General features: G+C 43.0%; 22 protein-coding genes. 9 read left to right on the top strand and 13 right to left on the bottom strand.

The genetic code is table 11. The annotated features are described in order from the left end of the window. A partial coding sequence (locus B3763_RS05495) for a 1-aminocyclopropane-1-carboxylate deaminase/D-cysteine desulfhydrase (RefSeq protein ID WP_348655139.1) occupies positions 1 to 847 on the top strand: 847 nt, incomplete at its 5' end. Here the strand turns inward: B3763_RS05495 and radA are convergent. The 4 genes from radA to rbfA form a co-directional block, all read right to left on the bottom strand. Next, a complete protein-coding gene (radA, locus tag B3763_RS05500) occupies positions 844 to 2,217 on the bottom strand; it encodes a DNA repair protein RadA (protein WP_286744528.1) in 1,374 nt (457 codons plus the stop codon). The genes B3763_RS05495 and radA overlap by 4 nt on opposite strands. A 33-nt stretch (positions 2,218 to 2,250) precedes the next feature. After that, on the bottom strand, positions 2,251 to 5,187 hold the full coding sequence (locus B3763_RS05505; protein WP_189628763.1) for a DEAD/DEAH box helicase: 2,937 nt from the start codon (positions 5,185 to 5,187) through the stop codon (positions 2,251 to 2,253). 74 nt (positions 5,188 to 5,261) lie between these two features. Beyond that, on the bottom strand, positions 5,262 to 6,488 hold the full coding sequence (locus tag B3763_RS05510; RefSeq protein WP_189628764.1) for an ABC transporter permease: 1,227 nt from the start codon (positions 6,486 to 6,488) through the stop codon (positions 5,262 to 5,264). Beyond that, positions 6,485 to 6,862 (bottom strand): 30S ribosome-binding factor RbfA, encoded by a 378-nt coding sequence (rbfA, locus tag B3763_RS05515; RefSeq protein WP_189628765.1) that lies wholly within the window; start codon positions 6,860 to 6,862, stop codon positions 6,485 to 6,487. The genes B3763_RS05510 and rbfA overlap by 4 nt, the downstream gene beginning before the upstream one ends. A gap of 77 nt (positions 6,863 to 6,939) precedes the next feature. On the opposite strand from rbfA, the gene B3763_RS05520 reads away from it, so the two are divergent. Further along, a complete protein-coding gene (locus tag B3763_RS05520) occupies positions 6,940 to 7,968 on the top strand; it encodes a hypothetical protein (RefSeq protein WP_286744556.1) in 1,029 nt (342 codons plus the stop codon). Here the strand turns inward: B3763_RS05520 and rpiB are convergent. From rpiB to B3763_RS05540, 4 genes are all read right to left on the bottom strand, one after another. After that, a complete protein-coding gene (gene rpiB / locus B3763_RS05525; protein ID WP_286744560.1) occupies positions 7,962 to 8,393 on the bottom strand; it encodes a ribose 5-phosphate isomerase B in 432 nt (143 codons plus the stop codon). The genes B3763_RS05520 and rpiB overlap by 7 nt on opposite strands. Beyond that, positions 8,393 to 9,223 (bottom strand): twin-arginine translocase subunit TatC, encoded by an 831-nt coding sequence (gene tatC / locus B3763_RS05530; RefSeq protein ID WP_286744562.1) that lies wholly within the window; start codon positions 9,221 to 9,223, stop codon positions 8,393 to 8,395. Before tatC ends, rpiB begins: the two co-directional genes overlap by 1 nt. After that, entirely contained in the window at positions 9,224 to 10,498 is a 1,275-nt protein-coding gene (gene glyA / locus B3763_RS05535) for a serine hydroxymethyltransferase (RefSeq protein WP_189629280.1), read from the bottom strand. It abuts the gene before it with no gap. Between the two features lie 83 nt (positions 10,499 to 10,581). After that, a complete protein-coding gene (locus B3763_RS05540) occupies positions 10,582 to 11,082 on the bottom strand; it encodes a response regulator (protein WP_189628769.1) in 501 nt (166 codons plus the stop codon). 222 nt (positions 11,083 to 11,304) lie between these two features. On the opposite strand from B3763_RS05540, the gene B3763_RS05545 reads away from it, so the two are divergent. Both B3763_RS05545 and B3763_RS05550 read left to right on the top strand, forming a co-directional pair. Further along, positions 11,305 to 11,844, top strand: a complete 540-nt coding sequence (locus tag B3763_RS05545) for an RNA polymerase sigma factor (RefSeq protein ID WP_286744567.1) — start codon at positions 11,305 to 11,307, stop codon at positions 11,842 to 11,844. Between the two features lie 6 nt (positions 11,845 to 11,850). Further along, positions 11,851 to 12,876 carry a tetratricopeptide repeat protein gene (locus tag B3763_RS05550; protein ID WP_286744570.1) on the top strand — a complete coding sequence of 342 codons (1,026 nt, stop codon included), beginning with the start codon at positions 11,851 to 11,853 and terminating at the stop codon, positions 12,874 to 12,876. 48 nt (positions 12,877 to 12,924) lie between these two features. Here the strand turns inward: B3763_RS05550 and B3763_RS05555 are convergent, their stop codons facing one another. Beyond that, on the bottom strand, positions 12,925 to 15,939 hold the full coding sequence (locus B3763_RS05555; RefSeq protein WP_286744572.1) for a CHAT domain-containing protein: 3,015 nt from the start codon (positions 15,937 to 15,939) through the stop codon (positions 12,925 to 12,927). A 152-nt stretch (positions 15,940 to 16,091) separates the two neighbouring features. Here B3763_RS05555 and B3763_RS05560 point away from each other — a divergent pair, with 152 nt between their 5' ends. Continuing rightward, positions 16,092 to 16,532, top strand: a complete 441-nt coding sequence (locus B3763_RS05560; RefSeq protein ID WP_189628773.1) for an SRPBCC family protein — start codon at positions 16,092 to 16,094, stop codon at positions 16,530 to 16,532. A 50-nt stretch (positions 16,533 to 16,582) separates the two neighbouring features. Next, positions 16,583 to 17,821 carry an aspartyl protease family protein gene (locus B3763_RS05565; protein ID WP_286744574.1) on the top strand — a complete coding sequence of 413 codons (1,239 nt, stop codon included), beginning with the start codon at positions 16,583 to 16,585 and terminating at the stop codon, positions 17,819 to 17,821. A gap of 179 nt (positions 17,822 to 18,000) precedes the next feature. Here the strand turns inward: B3763_RS05565 and B3763_RS05570 are convergent, their stop codons facing one another. Then, the gene (locus B3763_RS05570; protein ID WP_286744577.1) at positions 18,001 to 20,499 is read right to left on the bottom strand and encodes a zinc-dependent metalloprotease; all 2,499 of its coding nucleotides are present in this window, start codon (positions 20,497 to 20,499) and stop codon (positions 18,001 to 18,003) included. Positions 20,500 to 20,615: 116 nt separating this feature from the next. On the opposite strand from B3763_RS05570, the gene B3763_RS05575 reads away from it, so the two are divergent. After that, positions 20,616 to 21,731 carry an NAD(P)/FAD-dependent oxidoreductase gene (locus B3763_RS05575; protein WP_286744579.1) on the top strand — a complete coding sequence of 372 codons (1,116 nt, stop codon included), beginning with the start codon at positions 20,616 to 20,618 and terminating at the stop codon, positions 21,729 to 21,731. Here the strand turns inward: B3763_RS05575 and B3763_RS05580 are convergent. Beyond that, entirely contained in the window at positions 21,728 to 22,633 is a 906-nt protein-coding gene (locus tag B3763_RS05580) for a UbiA family prenyltransferase (RefSeq protein ID WP_286744581.1), read from the bottom strand. The genes B3763_RS05575 and B3763_RS05580 overlap by 4 nt on opposite strands. 48 nt (positions 22,634 to 22,681) lie before the next feature. On the opposite strand from B3763_RS05580, the gene B3763_RS05585 reads away from it, so the two are divergent. Next, positions 22,682 to 23,788 (top strand): type III polyketide synthase, encoded by a 1,107-nt coding sequence (locus tag B3763_RS05585; RefSeq protein ID WP_286744583.1) that lies wholly within the window; start codon positions 22,682 to 22,684, stop codon positions 23,786 to 23,788. Here B3763_RS05585 and B3763_RS05590 read toward each other — a convergent pair. Further along, the gene (locus tag B3763_RS05590) at positions 23,765 to 24,241 is read right to left on the bottom strand and encodes a hypothetical protein (RefSeq protein ID WP_286744585.1); all 477 of its coding nucleotides are present in this window, start codon (positions 24,239 to 24,241) and stop codon (positions 23,765 to 23,767) included. The genes B3763_RS05585 and B3763_RS05590 overlap by 24 nt on opposite strands. Positions 24,242 to 24,280: 39 nt before the next feature. On the opposite strand from B3763_RS05590, the gene B3763_RS05595 reads away from it, so the two are divergent. Beyond that, positions 24,281 to 24,979 carry a methyltransferase domain-containing protein gene (locus B3763_RS05595; RefSeq protein ID WP_286744587.1) on the top strand — a complete coding sequence of 233 codons (699 nt, stop codon included), beginning with the start codon at positions 24,281 to 24,283 and terminating at the stop codon, positions 24,977 to 24,979. Positions 24,980 to 25,603: 624 nt separating this feature from the next. On the opposite strand, the gene B3763_RS05600 is transcribed toward B3763_RS05595, so the two are convergent. Beyond that, complete coding sequence (locus B3763_RS05600; RefSeq protein WP_286744595.1) at positions 25,604 to 26,197, bottom strand: nitroreductase family protein; 594 nt, start codon at positions 26,195 to 26,197, stop codon at positions 25,604 to 25,606.

The following is a 26,197-nucleotide window of genomic DNA, read 5'->3' on the forward strand; positions in this document are numbered from 1 at the left end:
GATTGCTGAAGAGAACCAGGTAGACCTGCGAATTCTACGATTGGATAAAACCCACCCCAAAATTTCGGGGAACAAGTGGTTTAAGCTGAAGCATAATTTAATGCAGGCCAATAAAGAGGGCTTCACCTCCCTTCTAACTTTTGGAGGAGCTTATTCGAATCATATTTATGCCGTTGCTGCAGCAGCTAACCTCTTCGGGTTTAGGAGCATTGGCCTAATTCGCGGAGAAGCTCAGCAGTCTCTCAACCCTACCTTACAATTTGCCCAAGAACAGGGTATGCAACTGAGGTATGTAGATAGAACCAGCTACAGGGCTAAGGACACGCCTGAGTTTCTAGAGAGGCTCAGAGATGAGTTTGGCTATTTCTACCTTATTCCTGAAGGGGGAACCAATGCGCAGGCCATCAGAGGCTCACAAGAGATAGCCGAACACATTCCCGAAAGCTTCGACTATTATTGCTTGCCTGTTGGTACCGGAGGCACTATGGCGGGCTTAATAACCGGCTTGCAAAATAGGGGGCAGATTGTAGGTTTCAGTGCCTTGAAAGGTTCTTTTTTGGCCGGTGAAGTCAATCGCCTGTTAGAATACTGTGGAGCTAAGCACCACCACAATTGGTTTGTACAGAACAATTACCATTTTGGAGGCTATGCCAAAGTAAAGCCAGAGTTGATGCAGTTTATAAAAACCATGGAAGACGAATTTGACCTTTTGCTCGACCCTGTGTATACCGGAAAAATGCTTTATGGTATGCTGGATATGATTCACAAAGGAGAAATTAAGAAGGGCTCTAAGGTGCTGGCCATCCACACCGGGGGGCTTCAGGGTAGAGCTGGTTTTGGACTCTAACCCATTAGGTCTTCAAATACCTCCTTCAGTTTCGAAAACGGCTTTATGTTTACCTTTTTGCCCTTTAGGTCTAGCCCTTTGGTGTTGAACTTTGAAATATAGATTTCTTCAAAACCCAGCTTTTCTGCCTCGGCAATTCTACTCTCAATACGATTCACGGCTCTAATCTCCCCTCCCAGGCCAACTTCTGCGGCAAAGGCCACTTTATCGGAGATGGCTATGTCGTGATATGCGCTTACCAGAGAAGCACAAACGGCCAGGTCGAGGGCAGGCTCATCTATACGTATACCCCCGGCAACGTTCAGAAATACATCCTGTGCACCAAACCGAAGGCCTCCACGTTTTTCAAGCACAGCCAATAGCATGTTGAGCCTCTTGGCATCAAAGCCCGTTGAACTGCGTTGTGGCGTGCCGTATGTAGCTGAGCTTACCAACGATTGTATTTCTATAAGCAATGGCCTGTTTCCTTCAATGGTGGCACCAATAGCTATGCCGGTCAGGTCATCAGCCTTCTGAGAAATAAGAATTTCCGATGGATTGGAAACCTGACGCAATCCATTGGTTTGCATTTCGTAAATACCCAACTCAGATGTAGAGCCGAACCGATTCTTGACGGTCCGCAAAATGCGGTACGAGAGGTGCCTGTCTCCTTCGAATTGCAACACCGTATCTACCATGTGCTCCAACACCTTTGGCCCGGCTATGCTTCCTTCTTTTGTGATGTGACCTATTAGAAAAACAGGTGTTTGGGTTTCCTTGGCAAACTTCATTAACTCTCCGGTACACTCCCTGACTTGCGACACAGAGCCGGCTGCACTTTCTATTCTTTCAGTATGTAAAGTCTGGATAGAGTCTATAATAAGTAAATCAGGCTTTACATTTTTGATCTGATAGAAGATGTTTTGTGTATTAGTTTCGGAAAGTACAAAACACTGGTCGGTTTGAATGCCTATGCGTTCTGCCCTCATCTTAATCTGTTGCTGGCTTTCTTCTCCACTCACATAGAGTACTTTCTTCTTGCGCGCGGCCAAGGCCAACTGAAGCATGAGTGTAGATTTACCAATGCCCGGTTCGCCACCAATGAGCACCAATGAGCCGGCCACAATACCTCCTCCCAACGCCCTGTTCAGCTCGTTGTCGTAGGTAATGAGTCGCTCTTCCGAGCTTTTTTCTACTTCCCGAATATTCACTGGTTTTTGATGCACGCGTGCGCCCGAATCTTCGCGCCACGAGGTTTCAGCTGTTTTGGTTTTGGAAATAACTTCTTCGGAGTAGGTGTTCCACTCGTTGCAAGAGGGACATTTGCCTATCCACTTGGCGGAAGAGGCACCACAATTTTGGCAGATGTATACCGACTTTGCTTTAGCCATAAGTATTCAATATAGTGCATCTGAACTGGAGCATTACTGCAATAGCTCGGAAATGTCTTCGGCTGTCAACTTCTTAATAAAGCTCTCTTCGGTGGTTATCAACTCGTTGGCAAGCTTGAGTTTGTTTTTCTGCAAAGCCAGAATTTTTTCTTCTACCGAATTGCGGGTTATGAACTTATAGGTAAATACCGTTTTCTTTTGTCCAATTCGATGAGCTCTGTCAACCGCCTGCTCTTCAATGGCTGGATTCCACCAGGGGTCTAGTAAAAACACATAGTCGGCCTTGGTCAAATTAAGACCCAACCCTCCGGCCTTTAGTGAAATAAGAAAAACCTTTATATGGTCATTCTCCTGAAACTTTTCTACCTGCCCCTGCCTGTCCTTGGTTGACCCATCCAAATAAGCAAATTCTATCTGCTTGTCCTCAAGATACTCGCGTATAAGTCCCAGGTGCTTAACAAACTGACTAAATATGAGAATCTTGTGGCCTTCGCTAATAGCCGACTCAATCATATAAGTAATGTCTTCCAGCTTGCCAGAGTCTCCGGTATAGTCCGGCTCTACCATTTTAGGGTGATTGGCAATTTGCCTGAGTTTGGTAAGTCCCTGTAGCAAAAGCAATTGGGACTTTTTGATACCACTTTTTTCAATAGTATCGAGTATTTGGTTGCGATAGTGCGATTTTACCTCCTCGTATCTTTCTTCCTGCTCCGGGGTCATTTGACTATACTTCACACTCTCAAACTTTTCAGGCAAATCTTTGGCTACCTGCGACTTTTGTCTGCGGAGTATAAAGGGCTTAATAATGACATTGAGTTTGCGCGTTTTTTCCACATCGGCCTTCTTCTCAATGGGTAGTTGAAACTCGTTTTTAAAATATTTGGCCGTACCGAGCAGGCCTGGGTTGATGAAGCTCATCTGAGACCACAGATCAAAGGTGCTATTTTCTAAAGGTGTACCGGTAAGAATAAGCCTGTGTCTGGACTTGAGTTTGTTTACTGATTTGGCAATAAGCGAATCGGGGTTTTTTATGGCCTGCGACTCATCGAGAATAACGTAGTTGAAGTAATAACTGGAAAGAATGTCTATATCGATACGGGTGATGCCGTAAGAGGTAACCACCAAGTCGTAATTGGCAAATTGTTCGGCATTTTTGTCTCTTCCGGTACCGGTATACACCAACACTTTGAGTTCGGGGGTAAACTTAGATGCTTCAATTTGCCAGTTGTAAATAAGTGATGTTGGCATGATTAGCAGCGATGCCTGCTGCGAGATTAGCTCTTTTTGAGCTTGCAATAGAGCCAGTGTCTGAACGGTTTTACCCAAACCCATATCATCGGCAAGGCAACCTCCAAAGTTATACTCTGAAAGAAAGCGCATCCAGTTATAACCCGCCTTCTGGTAGGGCCTTAACGTACCGGCAAAACCCTTTGGCACTTCATAATCTTCTATTTCTTCAAACCCTTGCAGCTTATGAAGCTTTCTATTCATGCTCACTTGAGCTAAGTTGCCATTGTGCAGGTCTTGAACCAATGAGAGGTGGTGTTTTCTGAGCTTTAGCACCTTGCTGTCTCCTGTTTCTTCCATAAAGGCAAACAGTTCTGCATAGTCTTTAATCCATGCTTCCGGAATTACAGCAACTTCACCATTGGGGAGCTTTATCTCTCTTTTTTGCCGGTTAATGAGTTTGCGCAGTTCCTGAAAGGAGATTTCGAACTGGCCAAAGCGCACAATGGCCTTAATATCGAACCAGTCGATTCCCTCTTCTACCTTAATTTCCAATACCGATTCTCCAACAAAGTATTTCTTTCGCTCGGTATCGGTTTGTTTGAGCAAAATTCCGCGCTCACTCAAAAACTCGCTATGCTCATTGAGCCAGTTAAAGGCCTGAGATCTCGACATTGTTGCCCTTCCGTTCTGAATTTTAAGACCTCTCTTTTGTAGTTCGTTAACGGTTTCAGTCTCCAGGGCTGCATTGCGACTCACTTTGTGGAAAATGTAAGAACCGTTTTGCTTTTCCAGTTTTACTGAAGCCGTTGGTTGCTTCTCGTAAGAGAATTGGTATGGCCCGTAGTTGAATCCCAGTTTGAATAGGATCTTTGAGTCTTCCTGGTCTTGAACAGCCGAATGGCCCGAGGGTTTATCGAAAAGAGTTCCATTACTTGCCTGAACAAGTTCTGAAAAATTAATGACCGGCTGAGTCTCATACTTTACTGAGTTGATCTCAAAACCTTTGGCATACACATCGAAGCTAGCCACTAATTGGGTCACGAATTTTTGATAATAGGTTTCTTCTACCTTTTGAGGAATTACAATGAATTTCTTGTTGAGAAATGGCTTGAGTTTGTTGCCATCAATGTTTTTTTCGAAGCTAATGAGTTTGTCCTCTACCACCATCCAGCCCGGTTCTGAACAAACCAGATAGGCTCCTTTATATTGCCAGTCCAGTTTTTCGCCATACAGCTTAATGGTCGGAAAATAATGGGTATTGTCTTCGTTTCTTCTAAAATGAAAAAGTACCGAGGCCTTTTCTTCTATCCAGTGAATTTGCTTCCAGGCCGGCTCACCATCACGGCCCATTTCAAAAATCATTTTTCCTCCCAGCAACTCCAGAATTTTGGCCCTTCTTATTTCCAGATACTGCTCAATTGTTTCCTGCAGTACTTTGTCTCCGCGCTCTTTATCATATACTTTCAGAAAGAAGTCTTCCGGTTTGGTCTTTTTCTTATAGAACTTAAGTACCACGGCCTCCTGCTGTATTTCATCCATTAGCTTTATGAGCTTGTAATCGTTCTCATCAAGTCCGGAAGCAAACTCCGGTGCATTTTTGGACGATATGTTCTGATGTTGCAGGGTGAGCCTTCCCTTATCATCGAGCTGTATAACAAAAGACTCGAACAAGTACCCTAAATACTCGTGCTGATAAAGGGAGTATATTAACTGGAAAGGTTGAGCTGTAGATACCTTCATTTTTTGTTTAGACCGATTCGCAAAATAATGCTTTTAGGCCTTTCTTAAAAAACGAATTGTGACGATAGTAGAAATTAATCGAGGAACTCTATGGGGTTCAGCCTACTGGCCAAAATGGCTGGCCTGTAAGCGGTAGCCATAGTTATTAGGGTAATACTAAACGTAACCAGCAAAACATCCGTCCAAACCACTTTTACGGGATAGGCCGAAACCACTGCATTGGCCATACCTAAACCTACCAGCCCGTAGCGGTCTTGCAAATAACAGAGCGAAAGCCCAAGCACGAGCCCAAAAATGGCTCCTACAAAAGCTATAATTATGCCCTGCTTTAAAAATATTTGTCGAATGATTTTATGAGTGGCTCCTACGGCAAAAAGAATGGCCATGTCTCGTCTCTTTTCAATGGCCAACATGGAAAGAGAGAAGAAGATATTGAAAGAGGCAATGAGTGTAATGAATGAAAGAGCTATGTAGGCAAAAAGCTTCTCTATTTTAACCGCTCTCATAAGATCACCGTGTTGCTCATCACTGTCAAGTATGGAGTACTCTTCACCAATTATTGACGCTACTTGCTGTTCTATTCTGCTGGTATTGGCCTCCGGTTTCAGGTAAAGCTCAAGGGCGGTGTATCGGTTGTCGTAGTCGAGTAATCGCGATGCCACCGGATAGGAAACAACCATTAGCCGCTCATCTATGGCCGCATCGATACTCACTATGCCGGAGGGTTTTACGCGTAACCTTCTCACCGAATTGGTAGAAGGTAAAGCTCCGGGTCTTAGGTTTCTGGGGTAAATGAGCTCAATGCGGTAAAAATCACTTTCTATTAATATGCCCAGCTCGGCCGAAAGACCTGCACCTAAAACGGCATATTCCTGATCTTGCTCTCTAAGCATTGTCTTGCCCCGCCAAAGAAAGGAGTCTAGCTTGCCGGTTTCCATAAAACTTTCTTCTACACCCCTTATCTGAACCACAGCTTGTTTGTCTCGATAAACGGCTACGGCATTATCTTCTATAATTCTGGAAAGTGATGATACCCCGTTAAGCTCACGGATTTGTTTGAGCTGCTCCTCGCTCAAAGAAAAAGACTTGCCGGTCTTGGGCACCACCTTCAGGTCGGCATCATAAGTATGGTACACGGACCGAAGTACATCGCCCAATCCATTAAAAACGGAAAGCACCACAATAAGAGCCATGGTGCCTATGGCTACACCAATCATAGATATCCAGGAAAGAACCTGTATAAAGTTCTTTTTTTTGGAGGTGGTAAAGTACCGCTTGGCTATGAAGGTAGATACATTCAATCTTCTTCGTCTGTAGGGTCTGTTTCCGGAATATCGAGCGAATCAATGAGTGAATCCATTCTGGAGGCATACTCGGCCGTACTATCAAGGAAAAAGGCTAATTCGGGAATCACTCTAACCTGTTTACCAATGGTGCGACCAAGTGCTCCTCGTACTTTGCTTTTATTTTCTTCGATATGATCCAGAATCTGATCGGAATGAATTATAGGAAACACACTCACAAATATTTTGGCAAAGCCAAGGTCGGGGCTCATTTCCACATCGGTAATGGTCACCAGCTTGCCGGAAAAGGCTCCTGAAAATTGGTGCTGAAATATTTTACTGATTTCCTCTTTGATTAATTTGGAAAACTTCTGCTGTCTTTTTGTAGCCATTGTGCAAATATCTGATTTATTGATTGATTTTCCTTCAAGTGCTTTTTTTACCTTAGCCTTTTCAAAAAAAGAATCGGTTGTTACGCTACTTCAGACAGAACGATCCTTTCAGGATTATAGGTATTGTATTATTTATACTAGCCTCTCGGGCAATAGCTTTAGTTGGTCTAAAAGCCGTTCCTGACCCTGTAGCACTAACGGTGGCTTTCCCCTCCGACCTGTTTGTAGGAGCCGCGGGGCCGCTTTATGGATTACTGCAGTGGGGGTTGGCATTTGTGTTCAACAGCCCTTTGCTCAATACGTTTCTGGCATCAGCATTTGTATTGGTAAATGCCACTACCCTAAACGCTTTGCTTATCCGCAATTCGGCCTTCGAAGAAAACACTTACGTACCGGCAGCCCTCTTCACCATACTTTTTAGCTTTCATCCATCAGTGCTTTGGCTAAGTGCAGAACTAATAGCCTCCACGTTTTTCTTACTGGCTCTTGTTTATCTGCAGCGGCACCTCCGCTATAGAAACAGTGACGAGACCGTGCTAACGGCCGGTATTTTTCTGGGACTAAGTAGTCTGTTCTACATTCCTTTTGCCTGGTATGTTGTGCTGGCCTTACTGTTGTTCCTATTCTACTCCGGCACTTTGGGCAGACGCTATCTTCTTCTTTTTTGGGGCTTTAGCCTTACCTTAATTGGTACATGGATGGTTTTTCTTTTTCAGGAAGAGGGCGCTGATTTTTGGCTGCTCTATGCACCTGTCTTAGTGGACTTTGACTTTAATCAGCCTCTTGTTCTCAATGCTCTTATGGGACTCTGCCTGCCGGTGGCCTTTAGTTTTGTTGCGAGCACGAGCAACTTAGCGGGTATGGGTATGACTAACCTGCAAATAACACTCAAGCGTGTTTTTACCTGGATAGGGATTTTCGGAATTCTTACTTTTTGCTTTCTATCGGGAGGTCAAATAGCAGGAGTAGTAACCCTTACACTGGCTCTAGCTTATTTTTGTACGGAGTTCTTGCTGCACATTCAGCGCAAATGGCTTGCAGAACTCTTTTTTCTGAGCCTAATAGCCCTCTCGGTCATCATGCTGTTTTTACAGCCTTTTTATTGACAGGCAATTTTATCAACTCTACGCTGGTGCCTTCCGCCTTCAAAATTGGTTTCGATAAAGGTGTTCACTATACTTTTGGCCAAATCCAGATCTATGAAACGCGCGGGAATACACACAACATTGGCATTGTTATGCTGGCGAGCCAGTGCAGCAAGCTCGGTGTTCCAAACTAAAGCACCCCTAATATTTTGGTGTTTGTTTACAGTCATGCACACTCCATTGCCGCTTCCGCAAATGGCAATACCCAACTGAAGCTCTCCACTTTCAATGGCCGAAGCTAGTGGGTGCACATAGTCAGGATAGTCGGTAGACTCTTCGCTATTCGGACCGAAATCTCTCACCTCGTGGCCCTGCTCTTCTAACATCTGTTTTACTTGCTGCTTATAAGCAAATCCGGCATGATCGCCACCTATTCCTATTTTCATTATGATTCGTAAAGTTCTCGTTCCCGTTTTTTGTTAATCCTTTTAGATATAACAATGCTTATTTCATATAAGAGGCTCAATGGAAGAGCTATAAGTATCTGGCTCATTACATCGGGCGGGGTTATAATAGCTGAAAGCAAAAGAATAACCACTATAGAATGCCTTCTGTAGCGCTTCATTAGATCAGGCGTTACAATGCCTGCCTTAGACAGAATATAGGTAGCCATGGGTAGCTGAAACATAACCCCACAAGCCAATACTAGTGTGGTTATAGTATTGAGAATTGAGGTTATATCAATGTTGTTGTCGATGCTATCTACCAAAGAGTAGTTGCCCAGAAAGTTTAAACTGAGTGGGGTAACAATGTAGTAACCGAACAAAACACCTGTTATGAATAGAAAAGAAACAGCTAAAACCACACCTCTTGAAGCACTACGCTCGCTGTGCCGTAAACCGGGCTTCACAAACCTCCAAATTTCCCAAAAAGCGTAGGGAAAGGCTAAAACCAGACCTATTACCAACGAGGACTTAATGTGCATGGTAAACTGCCCCGTAATGGTTCTGTTTTGGATATCGATGGGAATATCTCCCAAGCATAACACCGGAGTTTTAAAGAGCTCTGCTAAATAGCACAGTTGTTTGTATGTCCAGAAATCAGAATATATAGGAGCCAATATTACTCCTTTCCAAACAAAGTCTTTCGCCAAAAAAGCAGCAACGGAAAAAACCACAATGGCCACCACCGAACGAACCAGGTGCCACCTTAGTTCCTCCAGGTGATCAAGGAAACCCATTTCCTTGTCATCATCGTGAAGTTGATCTAGTGCCAATTATGCTTTGAATAACGGATACGAACTCATCCAGTGGTTAACTTCTTTTTTCACCGAAGATAAATTCTCTTCGTTTTCGGGGTTCATTAAAACCGCATCAATCAACTCAACTATTCTCAGCATATCGTCTTCAACAAGGCCTCTGCTGGTAATAGCCGCTGTACCAACCCTCATTCCCGATGTTACAAAAGGCGATCGGTCGTCAAACGGAACCATATTCTTGTTGATGGTTATATCGGCATGACCAAGTGCTGCCTCTGCCAGCTTACCAGTTAGCCCTTTGGATCTAAGGTCTATCAGCATTAGGTGATTGTCTGTTCCACCCGAAATAAGGTTATAGCCTTTCTTCACAAAGGCAGAAGCCATAGCTGCTGCATTCTTCTTTACCTGAACTATGTAGTTCATGTAATCGTCAGAAAGGGCTTCACCAAAGGCTACCGCTTTGGCGGCTATTACATGCTCCAGTGGTCCTCCCTGTGTACCGGGAAACACCCCTCCGTCTAAAAGCTGAGACATCATTTTGGTCTCACCTTTTGGTGTTTTAAGCCCCCAAGGGTTCTCAAAGTCCTGCCCCATCATAATCAATCCACCACGAGGCCCTCTCAAGGTTTTATGAGTAGTGGTGGTTACAATATGGCAATGCTCTATAGGGTCATTCAAAAGACCTCTGGCGATTAATCCGGAAGGATGGGAAATATCGGCCAATAAAAGTGCTCCAACTGCATCGGCAATTTCTCTAAGCTTAGCGTAATCCCAATCGCGGCTATAGGCCGAAGCACCACAAATAATCATTTTGGGCCTTTCTTTTTTGGCCGTATCCTCAACTTTATTCCAGTCTATTAGACCGGTTTCTTTTTCTACACCGTAGAACGATGGCTGATATAGCTTTCCGGAAAAATTTACCGTTGAACCGTGCGTAAGGTGTCCGCCATGAGAAAGATCAAACCCAAGAATCTTATCTCCCGGTTTCAAACAGGCCAGCATCACTGCGGCATTGGCCTGTGCTCCTGAGTGAGGCTGCACATTGGCCCAAGTGGCACCAAATAGTTCTTTGATTCTATCGATAGCTATGTTCTCAACTTCATCTACCACTTCACAACCGCCATAGTACCGCTTACCAGGTAGCCCTTCAGCATATTTATTGGTGAGCACGGAGCCCATGGCCTCCATCACCTGATTAGAAACAAAATTCTCTGATGCAATAAGTTCGATGCCCTTGGTTTGGCGTTCTTTCTCCTTGCTAATTAAATCGAAGATGATGTTGTCTTTGGCCATGCGTTCTTTTTGTGCCAAAAATAGTCTATGGGTATTGAATTAACAATTTAGAAGAGCAGTAAGAATAGGGGCTTAAAAATTAGCTAGGCCTGCTTATACTTTTGCTGTCTCAGGCTAAGCACCTCAAAGATAGAACCTATGACCTGAGCTTGAGTAAATGGTTTGCCAATGTAGCCATCAAGCTTGTGCTTTTTTATACCCTCCATTACCTCATCGTGTGAAAAAGTGGTATAAGCCATAATGGGAACAGGGTGAGCTTGAAACTTTTCTGTTTCTCTTATTAGGTCGGTACCTTTGAATCCATCTATAACAGGCATGTGCAAATCCATAAGCACAAGGTCTATTTTTTCCTCATGGAAAACCTTTAGACCTTCTTTTGCAGAAATTGCCCTGAAACATTTGGCACCAAATTTTGATAGAGTCTTTTCAGCTACTATTAGATTGATGGGACTGTCATCGATAACCAGCACTTGTTGGTCGGCCAATAAGGTGGCTGATTTTGATTTGTTCATTTTTGACAAAGCGGCAACCTCCGGTTCTTCCAGCGATTGAATCTTGTTGTCAATTAAGTAGTACGATCTCATTCCCATAACATCTCCCTTGTATGTTATTAGTGATCGAAAACCGAAATTGTCACCCTTTAGACAGAAGTTTTTCTGAAATTTTTTTATAAATAAGATATAAATAACAATTAGTTTTTATAAATCGAGAATTTTCAGAGAAATGGCAGGTCTGAAAAAAAAAATGAAAAAAAACTCCCTGATTTGGGTGACATTTTACAATTCTAATCACTAAAGAATGAGAGCATGAGTGAAAACTCGTTGATCTTGCGGCTTCGAAGAGGTGATAGGGACGCATTAGAAGAGATTTATCGGTCGTACCGAGTAAGTTTCATCAAATGGATCACCTATTCACACAAGTGTACAAAAGAGCAGGCGGTCGACATTTTTCAATACGCTATACTCTCCTTCTATGAAAACGTTCTAGAAGACACTGTTGAGGAAATCAATGATGCAGGTATAAAAACTTATCTGTATTCCATCGGCAAAAACAAGTTGTTGTCAGATTCCAGAAGAGACTCACGGCTATCTTTCAACGAAGAGCTTGAAGACAATTTGCTGCTAGAAGAAATTGACGATCAAACGCAAGACCGAGAAGGTAAGCTTGAGAAAGTCAGGAGCATCATCGAAACTCTGCAAACCCCCTGTGCTGACATTTTGAAATTGTTCTACTTCAACAATTTATCCAACGATGAAATAGCTGAAGTACTGGGCTATAAAAATGGCAACACAGTGAAAAACTTGAAGTACAAGTGTATTCAAAGAATTAAAAGACTGTTAGAATAAAATTTTATGAGTGATTTTGAATTGATTGAGAAGTACCTATCCGGGAAACTCTCAGTGGAAGAAAAAAAGGCTTTCAGGAATAGACTCCTCAACGATCCCGCCTTCAATCAAGAATTTCAAGAGCTCAAAGACATTCGTCTGAGCGTAAAGCAAAAAGCGCGTCAGGACGTAAAAGACCTTTTCAATTCATTTGAAATTTGCATTAAAAAAGAAGAAACAACCAAAGATCAGACTGTTATGAAAAAAGTAATTTCAATCGCTGCGAGCATAGTGCTCATAGCAGCAATCACCTATGTTGGGTTAACCAACAGTTCCTCCCTCAACAACCAAGAATTATACGACAAGCACTACACAACTTACAACAACTTGGCTGGGCAAGTGAGGGGTGCGGCTACCGAGGCACTGACGTTAGAGCAGCAAGCCATGGTAGCATACGATGCAGGAAATTTTGAAGCTGCGTCTGAAGCACTCTCACAGGTTGTAACCATGCAGCCAAGTGCCATGAACTATTTCTACCTCGGTGTGAGCCAAATGGAAATTGGCGAGTCTGAGGAGGCTATCAAAAGCTTAAACTCTGTTGTGAATAACTTCTCAACATTCAAAGAGCAGGCCAGATGGTACTTAGCTCTGGCTCACCTAAAAAACAACGATGAGAAAGCTGCCTTAGGGAACCTTGCTCATATTTTGGTGAACAAAAGCGAGTATAAAGAAAAAGCCGAAGCTATTTTGGAAGACATGGGCTTAAGCTTTGATGAAACTGAAATGGACAATGGTCCGGTAGTTCAGTTAGAGCAAAGACCAAGAGAAAGAAACACGCCTGATGGCTCAGACTTGGACAATACTCTAGGTCAAAGAAGATATCAGTTCGGTGTAGTTACCAATTTGGCTGGCGACAAAGAATTTCAGTTCATGACTGATGACCCAATTGAAGATCTTGCTGAAGGTGACTTGGCGGTCTTCATGGTGTTCGAAAAGTCAAGAGGAAAAGGCCGCTCTAAAATGGGATGGGCATTCGTTCTTGACAAAATGTAATAAGATACTCTCTAATCACACACATATGCACGCGAGGAAAAGGGCTTATTAATAAGCCCTTTTTCTATTTCTATACCATATTAGCAAGATTAGAATGGCTACAAGCATAAAGCCCAGAAGCCAATACATGAGATTCTTACTTGCGCCACTTTCATCGAAATACATATTACTGCCCAGATGAATAAAGCTAGCCCAATAATAGGGGTGGCAGGAGTAAGAATCGTTAGCCTCAAGATATCCCAGCTTCATGTTTCTCAAACTCGTATTTAAGTCATTGCGTTGCTCAAGAAACCCATTGTAGAAACTAACCATTTGTTCTGAGGTAATTTTGTCGTTAACCTCCCACAGACTCATTACAATATTGTCAACTCCCACTATTGCGAAGCCCCTTGCAATACTAAAAGTACCTTCTCCTTCTTCGCTGGTACCTGTCCCGCTTTCACAAGCACTTAAAACCGCAAGACGAGCATTCAGGTTGGCCAGATAAAGCTGACTAGTACTTAGTAAGCTATCTTGACCATTAAAAATTAAGCTGGATTGAAACCGACTAATACTATCGGCCTTACCGTGAATAGCCAGGTGAATTATATCATAGTCTGAGGCTTCTTCTAAAAACTTGCTCTTGGATCCTTCCATACCAAGGTAGTAGGTGCCATCAAACCGTGCCCGAAGAAACTTAATCTCCGTATCGGTACCTGGCAGAGCTGCGAATTGTGACCTTATGGGCTGACTACTACTTTGTACACCACTATAACCCATACCCAAAATGTTTTTGGTAGCCTTCTTTTCAAAAGACCCTAACTTAAGGTTGTTAGAAGACAGAGCGTACCTGACCTTATAGTCTCTTACCAAATATCTGTATGTTTTATAGCTGTCGTTTTGCGGAGCACGGGTTATAAGAGCTTCAAAAGGTATTCTTGTCAGAAGCTCATCAGGTATAAGTAATATTTCTTCCGCTTTGAATTGGTTCAGAACAGGACTTACAAGCTTCTTAAACAGAAAATAGGAAGACGCCTCAAAGTCTTTCATTTGAGCAGTGATATCGCCACCATTAAGGTTAGGTGGCCGCGAAACGATGGCTATCATAGTTTCAAGATGGGAAGTCAGCTCTGAGTCGTATGGGCTTCGTCTAAAGACCACCTTGCCCGATGCGTCAAAACCAAAAACATAAATATTTTCTTTACCCACAAAGTACTCCATGAGTAACTGGCCCTTAACAAGGGGCGGAGCGCTGGGTTCAGACTCGTATTGAAGCAATCCACTCACATAGTTGTTCTCAATACTATCTTTTATCCTCAAAAGGCGCTCTTGTAGAACTAATATCTGATCGTTCACTTTAATAACCGAGTCACTCGTTACAGAATTATCCAGCGACTCATACAATTGGTTCTTTAGCTCTTGAAGTTCATTACTAATAAGGAAGTACTCTTCCTTGAGTTCGTAAGGAACATTGGAGCCAACCAGGCTTTGGTAGTTTTTTGATTGTTCGAGAAACAGATTGGCCTTGCTCAATTGTGCATAGTAAAAACCTTTGTGGGTATAACGGTCATCTTTCGTAACCATGTATAGCTGGTAGGCTGCACTAATTCCCGCTTCGTACAAATCTTTAAAAAATTGGCTTAGGTATAATTTTCCTTCGGCCTGGTATAAATCATTTCGGTTCTTCTGAAGTTTAAAGTGAGTGTTGTCTACATAATCTAACGCAGCCTCAAGGTAGTCTACAGAATCTTGTCTACTCATAGAAGACAATGCCTGAGCCTTTTTGGTAAGTACGGTTAAGGTCTGAAATGAAAACTTACTGGCCGAATCTGTCTTAGGAAAGGAGAGAATATCGTCCGGATAATTAAGCTCTGTATTTCTCAAGGCCGAATCATAGTTGAGTAGGGCTGAGTTCCAATTGTTTTGAGAAGCATAAAAGTCTCCAATGTATCGGTAGTGTTGAAACATATCGGAACTGGGAAAGTTTACCAAAGCCTTAACCCTTTCGAGCGACTCTAACATGAGCTTACGAGCCTCGTCTACTTTTCCCATGGCTATCATATTTAAGCCAACAGAAAGCAGTGCGTTGGCCTTAAATATACCTCTTTGGGCCCCTAGTCGGGCATCAATGCTTGCATCGAGTACTTTTTGAAAGTATTTATTAGACTCTACCGGCTGATCTAGGCCGTTGTACAACAAACCCATCAGATAGGTAAGCTCCAGATAAGCCGTGTAGTTAACATCTTTAGGAATAGTGGCATAGGATTCCATGGCAATATCCAGAGCCTTTTGAAATTCCCTTTTCTGATACAGCACCCAGGCCAGATCGTATAAAATACTATGCTTTGTGCCATCATATATTTTTCGGCTGTTTTCTTCCAGGTACTTATAATTGCTTATGGCGTAAGCCAAAGCCATGTCATACTCACCTTTTGCCAGATAGATACGAGGATAGTCCTGCCGTATGTATAGTATTTCATCTGGATTAAAATTGTCTTTCTGAACCGCTTCCTCAAAATCTATTCTTACTTTAATATACTTGAGTAGAGTATCTACATTGGACTTGGAGTACCAATAGGCATAGAATTTATAGTCTAAAATATCCTGATAAATAGCACTATCATATTCCGCTGCCTTTTCATAAAGTAACTGAGCAGAATCGAGAAAATCGATGGCCCTGTAATAGTCATTCCAGCGGTGCTCAATAACTCCGGCATTCAGGTAGGTTTCGCTCCATAGAATGCTACTTACCGGAATGTGGTTTATTAGAATTTGTTTGGCATGCTTTAAAGTTTCCAAAGACTTTTCCTTGGCCAGATACCTTCTTTGTGTGTCGGCCAGATTGTTTAGCGCAACCACCGCAAGCTCATAATCCTCATTCACAATGGCTCTCTCATAAATAGATTCGAATGAGGCTGCCGCCTGCTTATACAGCTTTACTGCCTCCGACTCACTCACATCGCGAGCGCGCTGAAGCAGTGGCTTCACCCGCTCTATTTCATTGTTTTTGTAATCATGCTTTTTCTGGAACTTAAAGTCTTGCCCATGTAGGCCTGAGGCTGCAAGAACAATTAACAGCAGCATCGGTATAAACAGACATAACCATCTTATGAAAAGATTGGCGCGCATTTCGTTGTGAATAGGTGAATTATAATGAAGATAGTTACTTTCGAACCAATCAACAAAACGGAAACATGCTAAGCCAACATTATTCAATTATGTTAGTTTTAGCTTAAATGAGAATCCGTTTGTCTACACCGGTACAAAAGCCACTTGATCAAGTAGTTCAAGGGTTTAACGAAGATCTTTTCAAAAGACTCAGTCCTCCGTTTCCTAAAGTAAAGGTAATTCAGTTCGATGGCTGTCGCAAAGGCCATATTGTAGCTCTCAGGCTAGATTTCTTGCTTTTTAAACAGTGGTGGACAAGTACAATCACTGAAGATCAGGAAGATAGTGGGCAGTTTTACTTCATTGATGAAGGCACAAAAATTCCTGCCCCCTTAAAACATTGGAGACATAAACACTTACTCGAGAAAAATGGTGAGGGAACCATAATCACTGATGATGTTTATTACACGACCGGTTTATGGTTTTTGGATATTCTGCTTTATCCCCTATTGGCAATACAGTTTATTTATAGAAAACCAATATACAAGAATATATTCGGCAAAAACTAAGGGTGAACATATTTCGTATCTGTTTAATAGGTAACTCAAACACAAAGGGTATGAAAGGTTGGATACTGTTTCTTCTTCTTTTTATTTCAATTCACCTCAATGCCCAAAACCCTCTTGGCTTCTATCTGTCGGACAATAAAGATTTTGTTGAACTTAGCTTTAAAGAAGAAAGCAATCTAATCGTTATTCCCATTCTTGTTAACGGAAATGGCCCATACAACTTTATTCTCGATACCGGTTCAGAGTCTGGCCTAATATTCGATCGTTGGGTAATCGCTGAAAACAATCTGGTGAACGCCAGAAAAATACCCATTTATGCTTCCAACGGGAACAAAGTCACAGATCTGCTAGTGGCCAACGACCTTAAAATACAAATGACAGGCGTAGAAGCTTCTCAGCAAACCATGTTGGTTTTGAAAGAGAACAACCTGGACATTAAGGGTATGTTGGGTATAAATGCTCACGGGGTGCTGGGTTCAGAGCTCTTCAATCGCTTTGTGGTAGAAATAGACTATCAGAACGAAAAAATCCGCTTGTACAAACACGATAATTTCAAAGCGCCAAAAGGTTATAAACGAATGGATATTGAGGTTAAAAGCTTTAGACCCTACATAACCGTAGACATCAAACAAAAAGGAAGAAAAAGGCAAAAGTTCAACCTGCTGATTGATTCTGGTGCTAGCAGTGCTCTTTTTCTCGATGAACAGCGACATGAACAAATTGATCTTCCAAAGAAAACCTTAGATCATACGATAGGAAGCGGAATTACAGGCTTGTTGTCAGGAAAAATAGGCCGAGTAAAGAAAGTCTGGCTAGGCAAGCATTTCAAATTTAAAAACGTAATCACCTCTTACCCTCAACAATGGAAAATACAAACAGAAGTGAGCGATAGAGACGGAACCATTATTCGGCATGGTACTCTTGGTTCTGATATGCTTTCCAGATTTAATGTTATTTATGATTACCTGAACGGAGCAGTCTATTTTAAAAAGACCAAAGAGTATAAGGAGGAGTTTAAGTTTAATCGCGCAGGCTTCACCTTTACCGCTTTAGGCAAAGAACTCAATCAATATTTTATAGCCGATATAATTCCAGATTCTCCTGCAGAAAAAATTGGTCTCCAACCAAATGATGAAATCATAGCTATTGGCAACAAACCGGTGTTTTTCTATACTTTCTCTGAAATAAATGGTTTTCTAAGGGGCGATACAGGCACCAGCTTCGATATCATAATCCGTAGAAACGGAGAGCTGTTTAAAAAGACCCTTCGGTTAAGAAAGCTCATTTAATGAAAACACGAAGGCCTTTCCGATGGTCATATTCTTTCTCTACTCCATGCTGTTGATTTTGCATTAGAAAGAAACAGCAAGCAGCACGAATGCGCTGCCTACTGTTTTACCATGATCAGAAAGGCCTTTCATATAAAAGACCGGGTCGTCATAGACGAACACCAGTCTTCCAACTAATTTTATTTAGGGTCGAGTATATTATTTACTCTTACCAGTGCATCTTCCAGATGCAGTTTAGACATGCTGTCTGACGTTCTTGGAATGGCTGCTCTAATAGCCGATTGAAGTGCTTTCAATTCACCTCTGGCCACTGCTCTAATGTCTGACTGCGAAGCGTCTATGCTTGGAGCAAAGCGCGAAGACTGTGCTTCTTCTGTAAGCAATGTCTCCAAACGCTCAATGTGAGCCCTCTGCAAGTTTCTTCTATAAGTATCTATTGCGCTACCTCTTCTTAGTTCAGACCAAATGCCGTTGCGAACATCGCTGAAGAGCTCGGTAATAGTGTAAGCATCAGAGCCATTGAGGGCAGCATTCTCTATTACCCGGCCAAGCTTTCTCCACTCAAGAAGGCTGTAGAGTGTATTTACCTGCAAAGACCTCATGCTTTCTACAGCACCATAGTCCTGCAATCTGCCCAGAATCTCATTGTCCAACATCCACTTAGGTGTATTGAACAGCTGGTTGTTTAAGAACTCTACCGCTTCCTTCTGCTTAGCTTTAGGAGCATGAGTATACACCATTCCATCCTGATCGGCAGTCTTATAATCTTCTTTTACACCACCCACATAGCGGCCCACATGGCCCATGTAGCGATTAAACTGAGACCTAACCTCACCATACATTTCTTCTAGTTCAGAGTAATCCGAACCCTCTACATAGGTCCAGTCTCTGAGGTTTTTCATAATACGCTTGAGGTTCTCTATACCATAGTTGCTAGCTCTCATTGCATCGTCACCCAAGTCTTCACTCTGAGCCGTGTAATCGTTCGGATTGCCCTGACGCCCATAGCGATAAAGCGGATCTCCGTTCTTCTCTTCAATCCATCTTCTCAGGGTTGGCAATTCATCTTCAGGGGTTTTAGCATCTAAAATAGGCCTGTAACCCCAGGCAATGGCATACTTATCGTAAATACCAATATTTGGCATTAAGGCCACCCCTTTATCTTCAGGCTGAGCTATGTAATTGAAGCGGGCATAATCCATAATTGATGGTGCAGTACCCATTTTGGATGTAAATGAAGCCGACCTGAGCGAATCTACCGGATAGGCATAGCTGGAGGCAAAGTTGTGTGGTAAGCCGAGGGTATGCCCTACTTCATGAGAAGACACAAAACGAATGAGTCTACCCATTACTTCATCATCGAACTCAGGCGATTGTGCCATTGGGTTAATGGCTGCGGTTTGCACAAAGAACCACCTTCTTAGCAGGGTCATTACATTGTGATACCAGTTGATATCGCTTTCCAGAATTTCGCCTGATCGTGGGTCAGAAACGTGCGGACCGTTGGCATTAGGAATTGGTGAAGCCAGGTAACGCACGGTAGAATAACGAACATCTTCCGGGCTCCAATCCGGATCTTCTTCCGGAGATGGGGCCTCTTTGGCAATAATGGCATTTTTAAAACCAGCGGCTTCAAAAGCTACTTGCCAGTCTTCCACCCCTTGCTTTATATACTTTACCCACTTTTTAGGTGTGGCTCTGTCTATGTAATAAACTATTTGCTTCTTAGGCTCTACCAGCTCGCCTCTTTTAAACTTCTCTATGTCTTCCTCTTTAACTTCCAGTCTCCATCGATCCAGGTATCGGATAGTTTTCGATTGCTGAACGTCCAAACCATAGTCGGTTGTACCCCTGGCAAACCATCCTACTCTTCTGTCATAGAGCCTTCTTTTCATTGGTTCTTTAGGCAACAGAATCATAGAGTTGCTCATCTCAACCGTAATGGAACCATCGTCATCGGCCGAAGGCGAGTTGCCGGCCAGATAGGTTTTTACATGTCTCAACTCAATGTTTTCTGGGTAGCTGCTTACCCGAGTTACGTACGACCGATCGTTATCAAGTCGGGTAACTCTGTATTGTGTTCTGTAAAAGTTGGGTAAGCCCATTGTTTTGTTATCCCCGGTAAGCAGGGAGGTTACATCAATCACACTTCCGGCAGAGTCTTTAGCATGAGCTTTAATAGGAAATGAAGCCAGTATTGGGGCAAAATTGGAGTTCAAAACTGCTTCGGCAATGGGCAGTGAATCTGCTGCCGTAATGGTAGTAGAAATAATTCTTACCTGAATTCTGTCTTGTACTTTCTCCCATCGCAACATTTGAGTGTTGGTTTTTCCTCCACCAAAACCAATGCCTGAGGCTGTTTTGGCAATTCGGGTAACCATGAGCATATCTCTGCCCAATAAGGCATCGGGTATTTCGAAGTAGTACTTATCGTCTAACTTGTGTACGTTGAACAGTCCTTCATCGGACTCAGCGTCTTTCGTAATTACTTTTTCAAAAGGCTGAATCCCTCCTTTTTTGGGTGGTGCCTTTTGCTCTGGTGGAGGGGTGCTGGCTTTTTGCTCCTCCTGTTTCTTTTTGTTCCTCCTCTGAGCATTGGCATCATTCAATGAGAATATCATCGCTGCGGCCAACAACAAAGTGAACAAACTCTTTGTAGTTGTTTTTAAAGGTCTCATGTTAACAATAGTTATCTTCACTGATATCAATATCGAACATTAAACTTAAGCCAAAAAGCAACAGGTATTTTTCATTTTATTTAAGTGGTCGATACAACAGGGGAACAGATAGAGTATTGAAAGAAATAGTCATAATAGGAGGAGGTCTATCAGGGCTCATATCGGCCATTGAACTTAACAGAGCAGGCTTTTCAGTTCGCTTATTCGAAAAAAAGAAGTATCCCTTTCACAGGGTTTGTGGGGAGTACATATCCAACGAAGTATTACCTTATATGAAACGTTCGGGTTTACTTCCAAAATCTGTAGAACCTGCTCAGATCAATCGTTTTGAATTTACCTCCATTAAAGGCAAAAGCCTCAGGCTCCCTCTCGATTTAGGTGGTTTTGGACTTAGCAGGTACACGTTGGATCAACACCTGGCTCTTTTGGCCATAGAGGAAGGCGTACAACTTATTCAGCAGGTGGGTGTTGTTTCCTGTGAATTCGAAGAAGAACAATTCCGTCTTCAGACCTCTGATGGCCAGGAGCTCACTGCTCCATTAGTTATTGGGGCTTATGGCAAACGATCGCTGCTCGATACTCGTCTGCAACGATCTTTTATTCACCAAAAAACCGATTTTTTGGGAGTGAAGTATCACATTCGAACTGACTTTCCCAGAGATCAGATTAGCCTACACAATTTTGAGGGTGGCTATTGTGGAATAAGTGCCATAGAAAACGGCACCTATAATCTATGTTATATGGGCAGCCGCGACAGGCTGAAAAAGTATGGGAGCATAGAGGCCATGGAGCAAGCTGTTCTCTTTAAAAACCCTTTTCTCCGTTCTATTTTTCTCTATTCAGATTTTGTTTTGGAAAAACCCGAAGTCATCAATGCCTTTAGCTTTGCTCCCAAAAAGCCGATAGAAAAACACATACTAATGGCAGGAGATGCGGCCGGGCTTATAACACCACTTTGCGGAAATGGTATGGCCATGGCTATTCATAGCGGAAAAATATTGTCTGATTTGGTCGCAAAGCACTGGCCACACAGCACCTTACAACGGCCTTTGCTAGAACGGGAATATACCCATGTGTGGAGTGCGCTTTTCCGCAAGCGTCTTTGGGTGGGCCGGAAAACTCAGCAACTCTTTGGTTCTGCCTGGAGTTCAGAGTTGGCTGTTAATGCAATGAAACACCTTCCGTTTTTGGCCAAAGCGATTATGAGAAATACCCACGGTAAGCCTTTCTAGTACAGCCCTACTACGTTGAGAACATGAGAGCTGTGTAAAAAGAAATAGAGAAAGAAGCCTCCCAGGCAGGTAGCACTTATGAAGTTGAGTCTCATGGTATTTGTAAAATTAGCCATGGAACTATCTTTTAGCACCTTCAAATACCACCAACCAAAAAACAGGAGTACAGGAAGCATAGCCAGCAAAAAATGCCAGGCATAGAAGAGTTGCCAATAGGCCTGAAAATACAGGCAAAAGGCCAGTGTGGCAACAGCAAAGCAAATGGCCGTAAAGTGAAAGGTACCTAAAATGCCTAATCGTATGGAAAGCGTGTAGTCGCCTCTTTTACTATCCTCCCGGTGCTGATATACCTGTGTCATGGGGTAAGAACCCCACAGAATAGCCGATGCCAGCAAACCCGGTATTAATGCGGGTGCCTTAAACAGACTGGAAAAAGCAAAGTCGTTAAGGCCTATGTAAACCGTCCACACCACCCACGCCCCTTGAAAGAACCCCGCAATGAACCAACTTAAAAAAGCGAACTTTTTAAGCCTAATCATTGGGTGGCTATAGGCTCTTGAGACACCGATGTACACCACAAGCATAGCCGCCAAAACCCAATTTCCCCAAAAAAACCAAAGCGTCAGAGCCAGGCCGAGAGTATCGAACAAGTTGGCCATGTACAGCACGTTCCTGTCTACCTTTGGTGGGTTTTTAAGCCCCCCAATACTCCCCTCGTCCTTATCGAAATAGCTATTGAAGGCATTACTGGCCGGATAAATGAATATGTGAAGGATAATAAAAAGCCAGAGTATAGCTTCTTCGGAAAGGTTGTGGCTTATAGAAAGCGCCAACAGGAAAATAGGCAGCAAAAAGTAAGAGAACGGAAGGCGTAAATGAAGCCAGGTAGCCTTTTTGAACATATTAATCTTTTGTCTGAACAATTTAGCATAAAACGACTATTATAGAATGTGGGCAGTAAGATTATCTCCATTGGCGTTGCCAACCCGGCACATTGCATAGAACAACAGCAGGTATACCAATTTATGGGGAAAGCCCATGGATTTACCGGTTCGGCATTAAACAGGCTTCAGGCACTCTATAGAGCCACCGGCATAAGACAGCGCTACTCGGTAATAGGCGACTATCAACAGGCCGACTCCAGAAAGTGGAACTTTTATCCAAACTCTGAGCAACTGGAGCCTTTTCCTACCACAAGTCACAGGGCCGACCTTTATCGGAAAAATGCTGCCCGGCTTTCGGTTCGGGCCACTCAAGAGGCCCTGCAACAAACGCATTTGGTTGCCTCAGACTTCACACATCTCATCACAGTAAGCTGCACCGGCATGTATGCTCCCGGCCTGGATATCGACTTGATACACGAGTTGGGACTCAATACCTCCATCCAACGGAGCTGCATCAACTTTATGGGCTGCTATGCGGCCTTCACGGCCATTAAACTGGGAGACCAAATTTGCAAAGCCAATGAAAATGCCAAGGTACTTATTGTAGCTACGGAACTGTGTACCATTCATTTTCAGAAATCGGGCGATGACGATAACCTTTTGGCCAATGCCATTTTTGGCGATGGATCGGCCGCATTGGTTATGTCGTCTCAAAGAGCCGACAGTCTCCAACCTACGGTGCTGAGCCCGGAAGCATTTTTAAACGATATTTATCCGGAAGGTGCCGATGAGATGGCCTGGAGCATTGGCAATTTTGGTTTCGAAATGAAGTTGAGCGCCTATGTGCCCACGCTTATTGAAAAAGGAATAGGGCATCTGGTAACCCGCCTTCTGGCAAGCACCTCTAACCAACGGATTGACCACTATGCGCTTCATCCCGGTGGGAAAAAAATTCTCGAGGTTATAGAAAAGGCTTTAGGCATAGAAAAGCATGCCGACTGGGCCGGTAGAAAAGTGCTAGCCGAATATGGCAACATGTCTTCCCCCACCATACTATTTGTTTTGAAAATGCTTTGGGAAAGTCTCGACTCCAACCACAAAGACCACCGGGTGCTGGCTCTGGCCTTCGGCCCGGGACTCACCATGGAATCAATGCTTTTGCGACTTGTTTAATTTTCGGAACTCCTGATTGTACAATAAAAACCGACCTGCGTTAGGGTTACTTTTCAGTAAAACCCGCTGACGCCTCAGCGCATAGTCGTAGCCGCTCGGTAAGGTGGTTTTGAGGTTCAACAACCCTTGCGGAAACAGAGGCCTGCCCGTAGCGTCCACAAAACTTTCTCGCTTTAACGAATCGCCATAAACAAACAAGAAAGGAGAACGGCCCCTCACATAAGGCGATCGCTGAAAAGCCCGATCGAGTGAGTCCAACTCTTGCTGTGAAGGCAGAAAAATGTCTCTGTTAAAAGGATAATAGGCCAAAGGGTTTTTATAGTCAGACATTACCTTAAGTATAAAGGCCTGAGTAGCCTCTTCGGTGCTTTGCCCTTTGGCCAAAAAGCCGGTGCAAAACCACAGAACAAAACAAATCGGTAAGGCCCTAACCATAGCCATTAATTTAATCATTATGTTTAATCCAAAGAAGAAGACGCCCCGAAAAGCCCCATGAACAGGTATAAACACCGCGCTTACAATGAAGAGCTTATGGATGACCTCACGGCCGGAGGCCCTTCAATGGATCAAACGCTTCGCGAACTAGAAACCATTAACAGGTGGTTAGGAGGTAACTTTGTGACCATCGATGGCCTAGTAAAACTGCTGAAGAAATCACCTTCTCGTCCTTTAGTCATTGCCGATTTAGGTTGCGGTGGTGGAGACATTCTCAAACTCGTGGCCAGGTGGGCTTCCAAAAAGAAGCTCGAAGTTGAGTTGGTGGGCTTTGATGCTAACCCTCACATTATCGAATATGCCAAAGAAAACTGTAAGGAGTTTAAGAACATTCGGTTCGAAGTGCAGGATATCTTCTCTGAAGAATTCAAACAGCGGGAATTTGATATCATTCTATGCACGCTTTTTACACACCATTTTACAGAAAATCAGCTAACAGGTATCTTCAAGCAGTTTAAGTCTCAAGCGAAAATTGGGGTTGTCATTAACGACTTGCACAGACACCCGCTGGCCTATCATTCAATAAAGCTGCTGGTGAACCTATTTTCTAAATCAGAAATGGTGAAAAACGATGGGCCACTCTCAGTGCTTCGAGCTTTCAAAAGAAAAGAGCTGGTTCAGCTAATGAACGATGCAGAAATTGACCGCTTCACCCTCCAATGGATGTGGGCTTTTAGGTGGCAGTTGGTTTTTTAAGAGAAGCCCTAAACCCTCAGAGCCGGAAAATAAGTCGATGATTAAATTTTAGAATAAGCCAGAAATTGTTTTGATCAGCTCAATTAGAGCAGTAAGGAAGGCTAGCAATAATGCAGTCAATGCTGTTGCTCTTTCTATCAACTTTTTCGTTTTCTTATATGTCGATTTTCTTTTGGGCACTTCGGTTTTAGAATCTATTTCAAATACAGAAATTCACATCTTTAACTAAAGGACAAGCCTTTTTTGGCAAGCTAGTAGTTACAATTCATAGACCGTAGGACAGATTTTCTTGTCAATTTTTAGACTAAAACTCTAATGTCTTTTGACGTGAATTCTCTACTAATATTCAATTGGGTAATTTGTCAATAACAATGTCCTTTTCGGGAGATTTATTGACGAATAAAATTGTCGACCAAGAGAAGACAGGTTTAGCAAACCGTACTTCTCTTTTTGAAAAGCATTGAATACTCAAAGACTAAAAACTGTACAGCTAAATTCCGTGAGGCGAATAGTATGTGCGTATTATTCAATTAAACTACTCAATGCAAACCTAAAGCAATGGTGGGAGAAAATAGGGCTTGCAAAAAATGTTGAGCAATTTTTTTTGGTTGCTAAGGACGGTCTTTATCCCACCCAACTCACTTTATCTTCAATGGGGTTTCTTCTGCCTTGAGGGGCGAATCCTTCTTTTACCGTTCCAACATAGAGAAAGCCCAAAAGCCTGTCTTTAGCTTCTAACCCAAAAAATGCCTTAGCCTCCTCGTAATAAGTAATGCCGCCAGAGCCCCAATAACAACCAATACCATGGGCGGTGGCTGTCAGATACATGTTCTGCACGGCCATAGCCACAGCAGAAATTTCTTCTTCCAAAGGCAGTACTTCTTTAGCATCGCGACTCATGCCAATGGCAATAATATGCGAGGCCAATAGAGGTTTGGTAGCTAGTTTCTCTCGCGTAGTTTCATTGAATGTGCCTCTTGCCATGCTTACGCGTTCATATAGCTCGGCCTGAAAGGTAGCCAGCTTTTGTAATCCTTCGCCCTTAAAAACTACAAACCGCCAAGGCTCGGTAAGCTTGTGCGTTGGAGCCCAATTGGCATTCTCCAGCATCTCTTTAATGATGGCATCGTCAACCGGCTCATCAGAATATTTCTCAGGGTAAATAGAACGTCTGCTTCTTATTAAATCGTTAACCGATTGGGTATCGAACTTTGTCAT

The organism is Roseivirga sp. UBA1976 (assembly GCF_002336325.1).
Taxonomy (GTDB): Bacteria; Bacteroidota; Bacteroidia; order Cytophagales; family Cyclobacteriaceae; genus Roseivirga; species Roseivirga thermotolerans.

Coding starts and splice junctions, on each gene's coding strand:
- radA (WP_286744528.1), bottom strand. CDS start 2,217: ATGGCTAAAGCAAAGTCGGTATACATCTGCCAAAATTGTGGTGCCTCT.
- B3763_RS05505 (WP_189628763.1), bottom strand. CDS start 5,187: ATGAAGGTATCTACAGCTCAACCTTTCCAGTTAATATACTCCCTTTAT.
- rbfA (WP_189628765.1), bottom strand. CDS start 6,862: ATGGCTACAAAAAGACAGCAGAAGTTTTCCAAATTAATCAAAGAGGAA.
- rpiB (WP_286744560.1), bottom strand. CDS start 8,393: ATGAAAATAGGAATAGGTGGCGATCATGCCGGATTTGCTTATAAGCAG.
- glyA (WP_189629280.1), bottom strand. CDS start 10,498: ATGGCCAAAGACAACATCATCTTCGATTTAATTAGCAAGGAGAAAGAA.
- B3763_RS05540 (WP_189628769.1), bottom strand. CDS start 11,082: ATGAGATCGTACTACTTAATTGACAACAAGATTCAATCGCTGGAAGAA.
- B3763_RS05545 (WP_286744567.1), top strand. CDS start 11,305: ATGAGTGAAAACTCGTTGATCTTGCGGCTTCGAAGAGGTGATAGGGAC.
- B3763_RS05550 (WP_286744570.1), top strand. CDS start 11,851: ATGAGTGATTTTGAATTGATTGAGAAGTACCTATCCGGGAAACTCTCA.
- B3763_RS05555 (WP_286744572.1), bottom strand. CDS start 15,939: ATGCTGCTGTTAATTGTTCTTGCAGCCTCAGGCCTACATGGGCAAGAC.
- B3763_RS05560 (WP_189628773.1), top strand. CDS start 16,092: ATGAGAATCCGTTTGTCTACACCGGTACAAAAGCCACTTGATCAAGTA.
- B3763_RS05565 (WP_286744574.1), top strand. CDS start 16,583: ATGAAAGGTTGGATACTGTTTCTTCTTCTTTTTATTTCAATTCACCTC.
- B3763_RS05570 (WP_286744577.1), bottom strand. CDS start 20,499: ATGAGACCTTTAAAAACAACTACAAAGAGTTTGTTCACTTTGTTGTTG.
- B3763_RS05580 (WP_286744581.1), bottom strand. CDS start 22,633: ATGTTCAAAAAGGCTACCTGGCTTCATTTACGCCTTCCGTTCTCTTAC.
- B3763_RS05590 (WP_286744585.1), bottom strand. CDS start 24,241: ATGATTAAATTAATGGCTATGGTTAGGGCCTTACCGATTTGTTTTGTT.
- B3763_RS05595 (WP_286744587.1), top strand. CDS start 24,281: ATGAACAGGTATAAACACCGCGCTTACAATGAAGAGCTTATGGATGAC.
- B3763_RS05600 (WP_286744595.1), bottom strand. CDS start 26,197: ATGACAAAGTTCGATACCCAATCGGTTAACGATTTAATAAGAAGCAGA.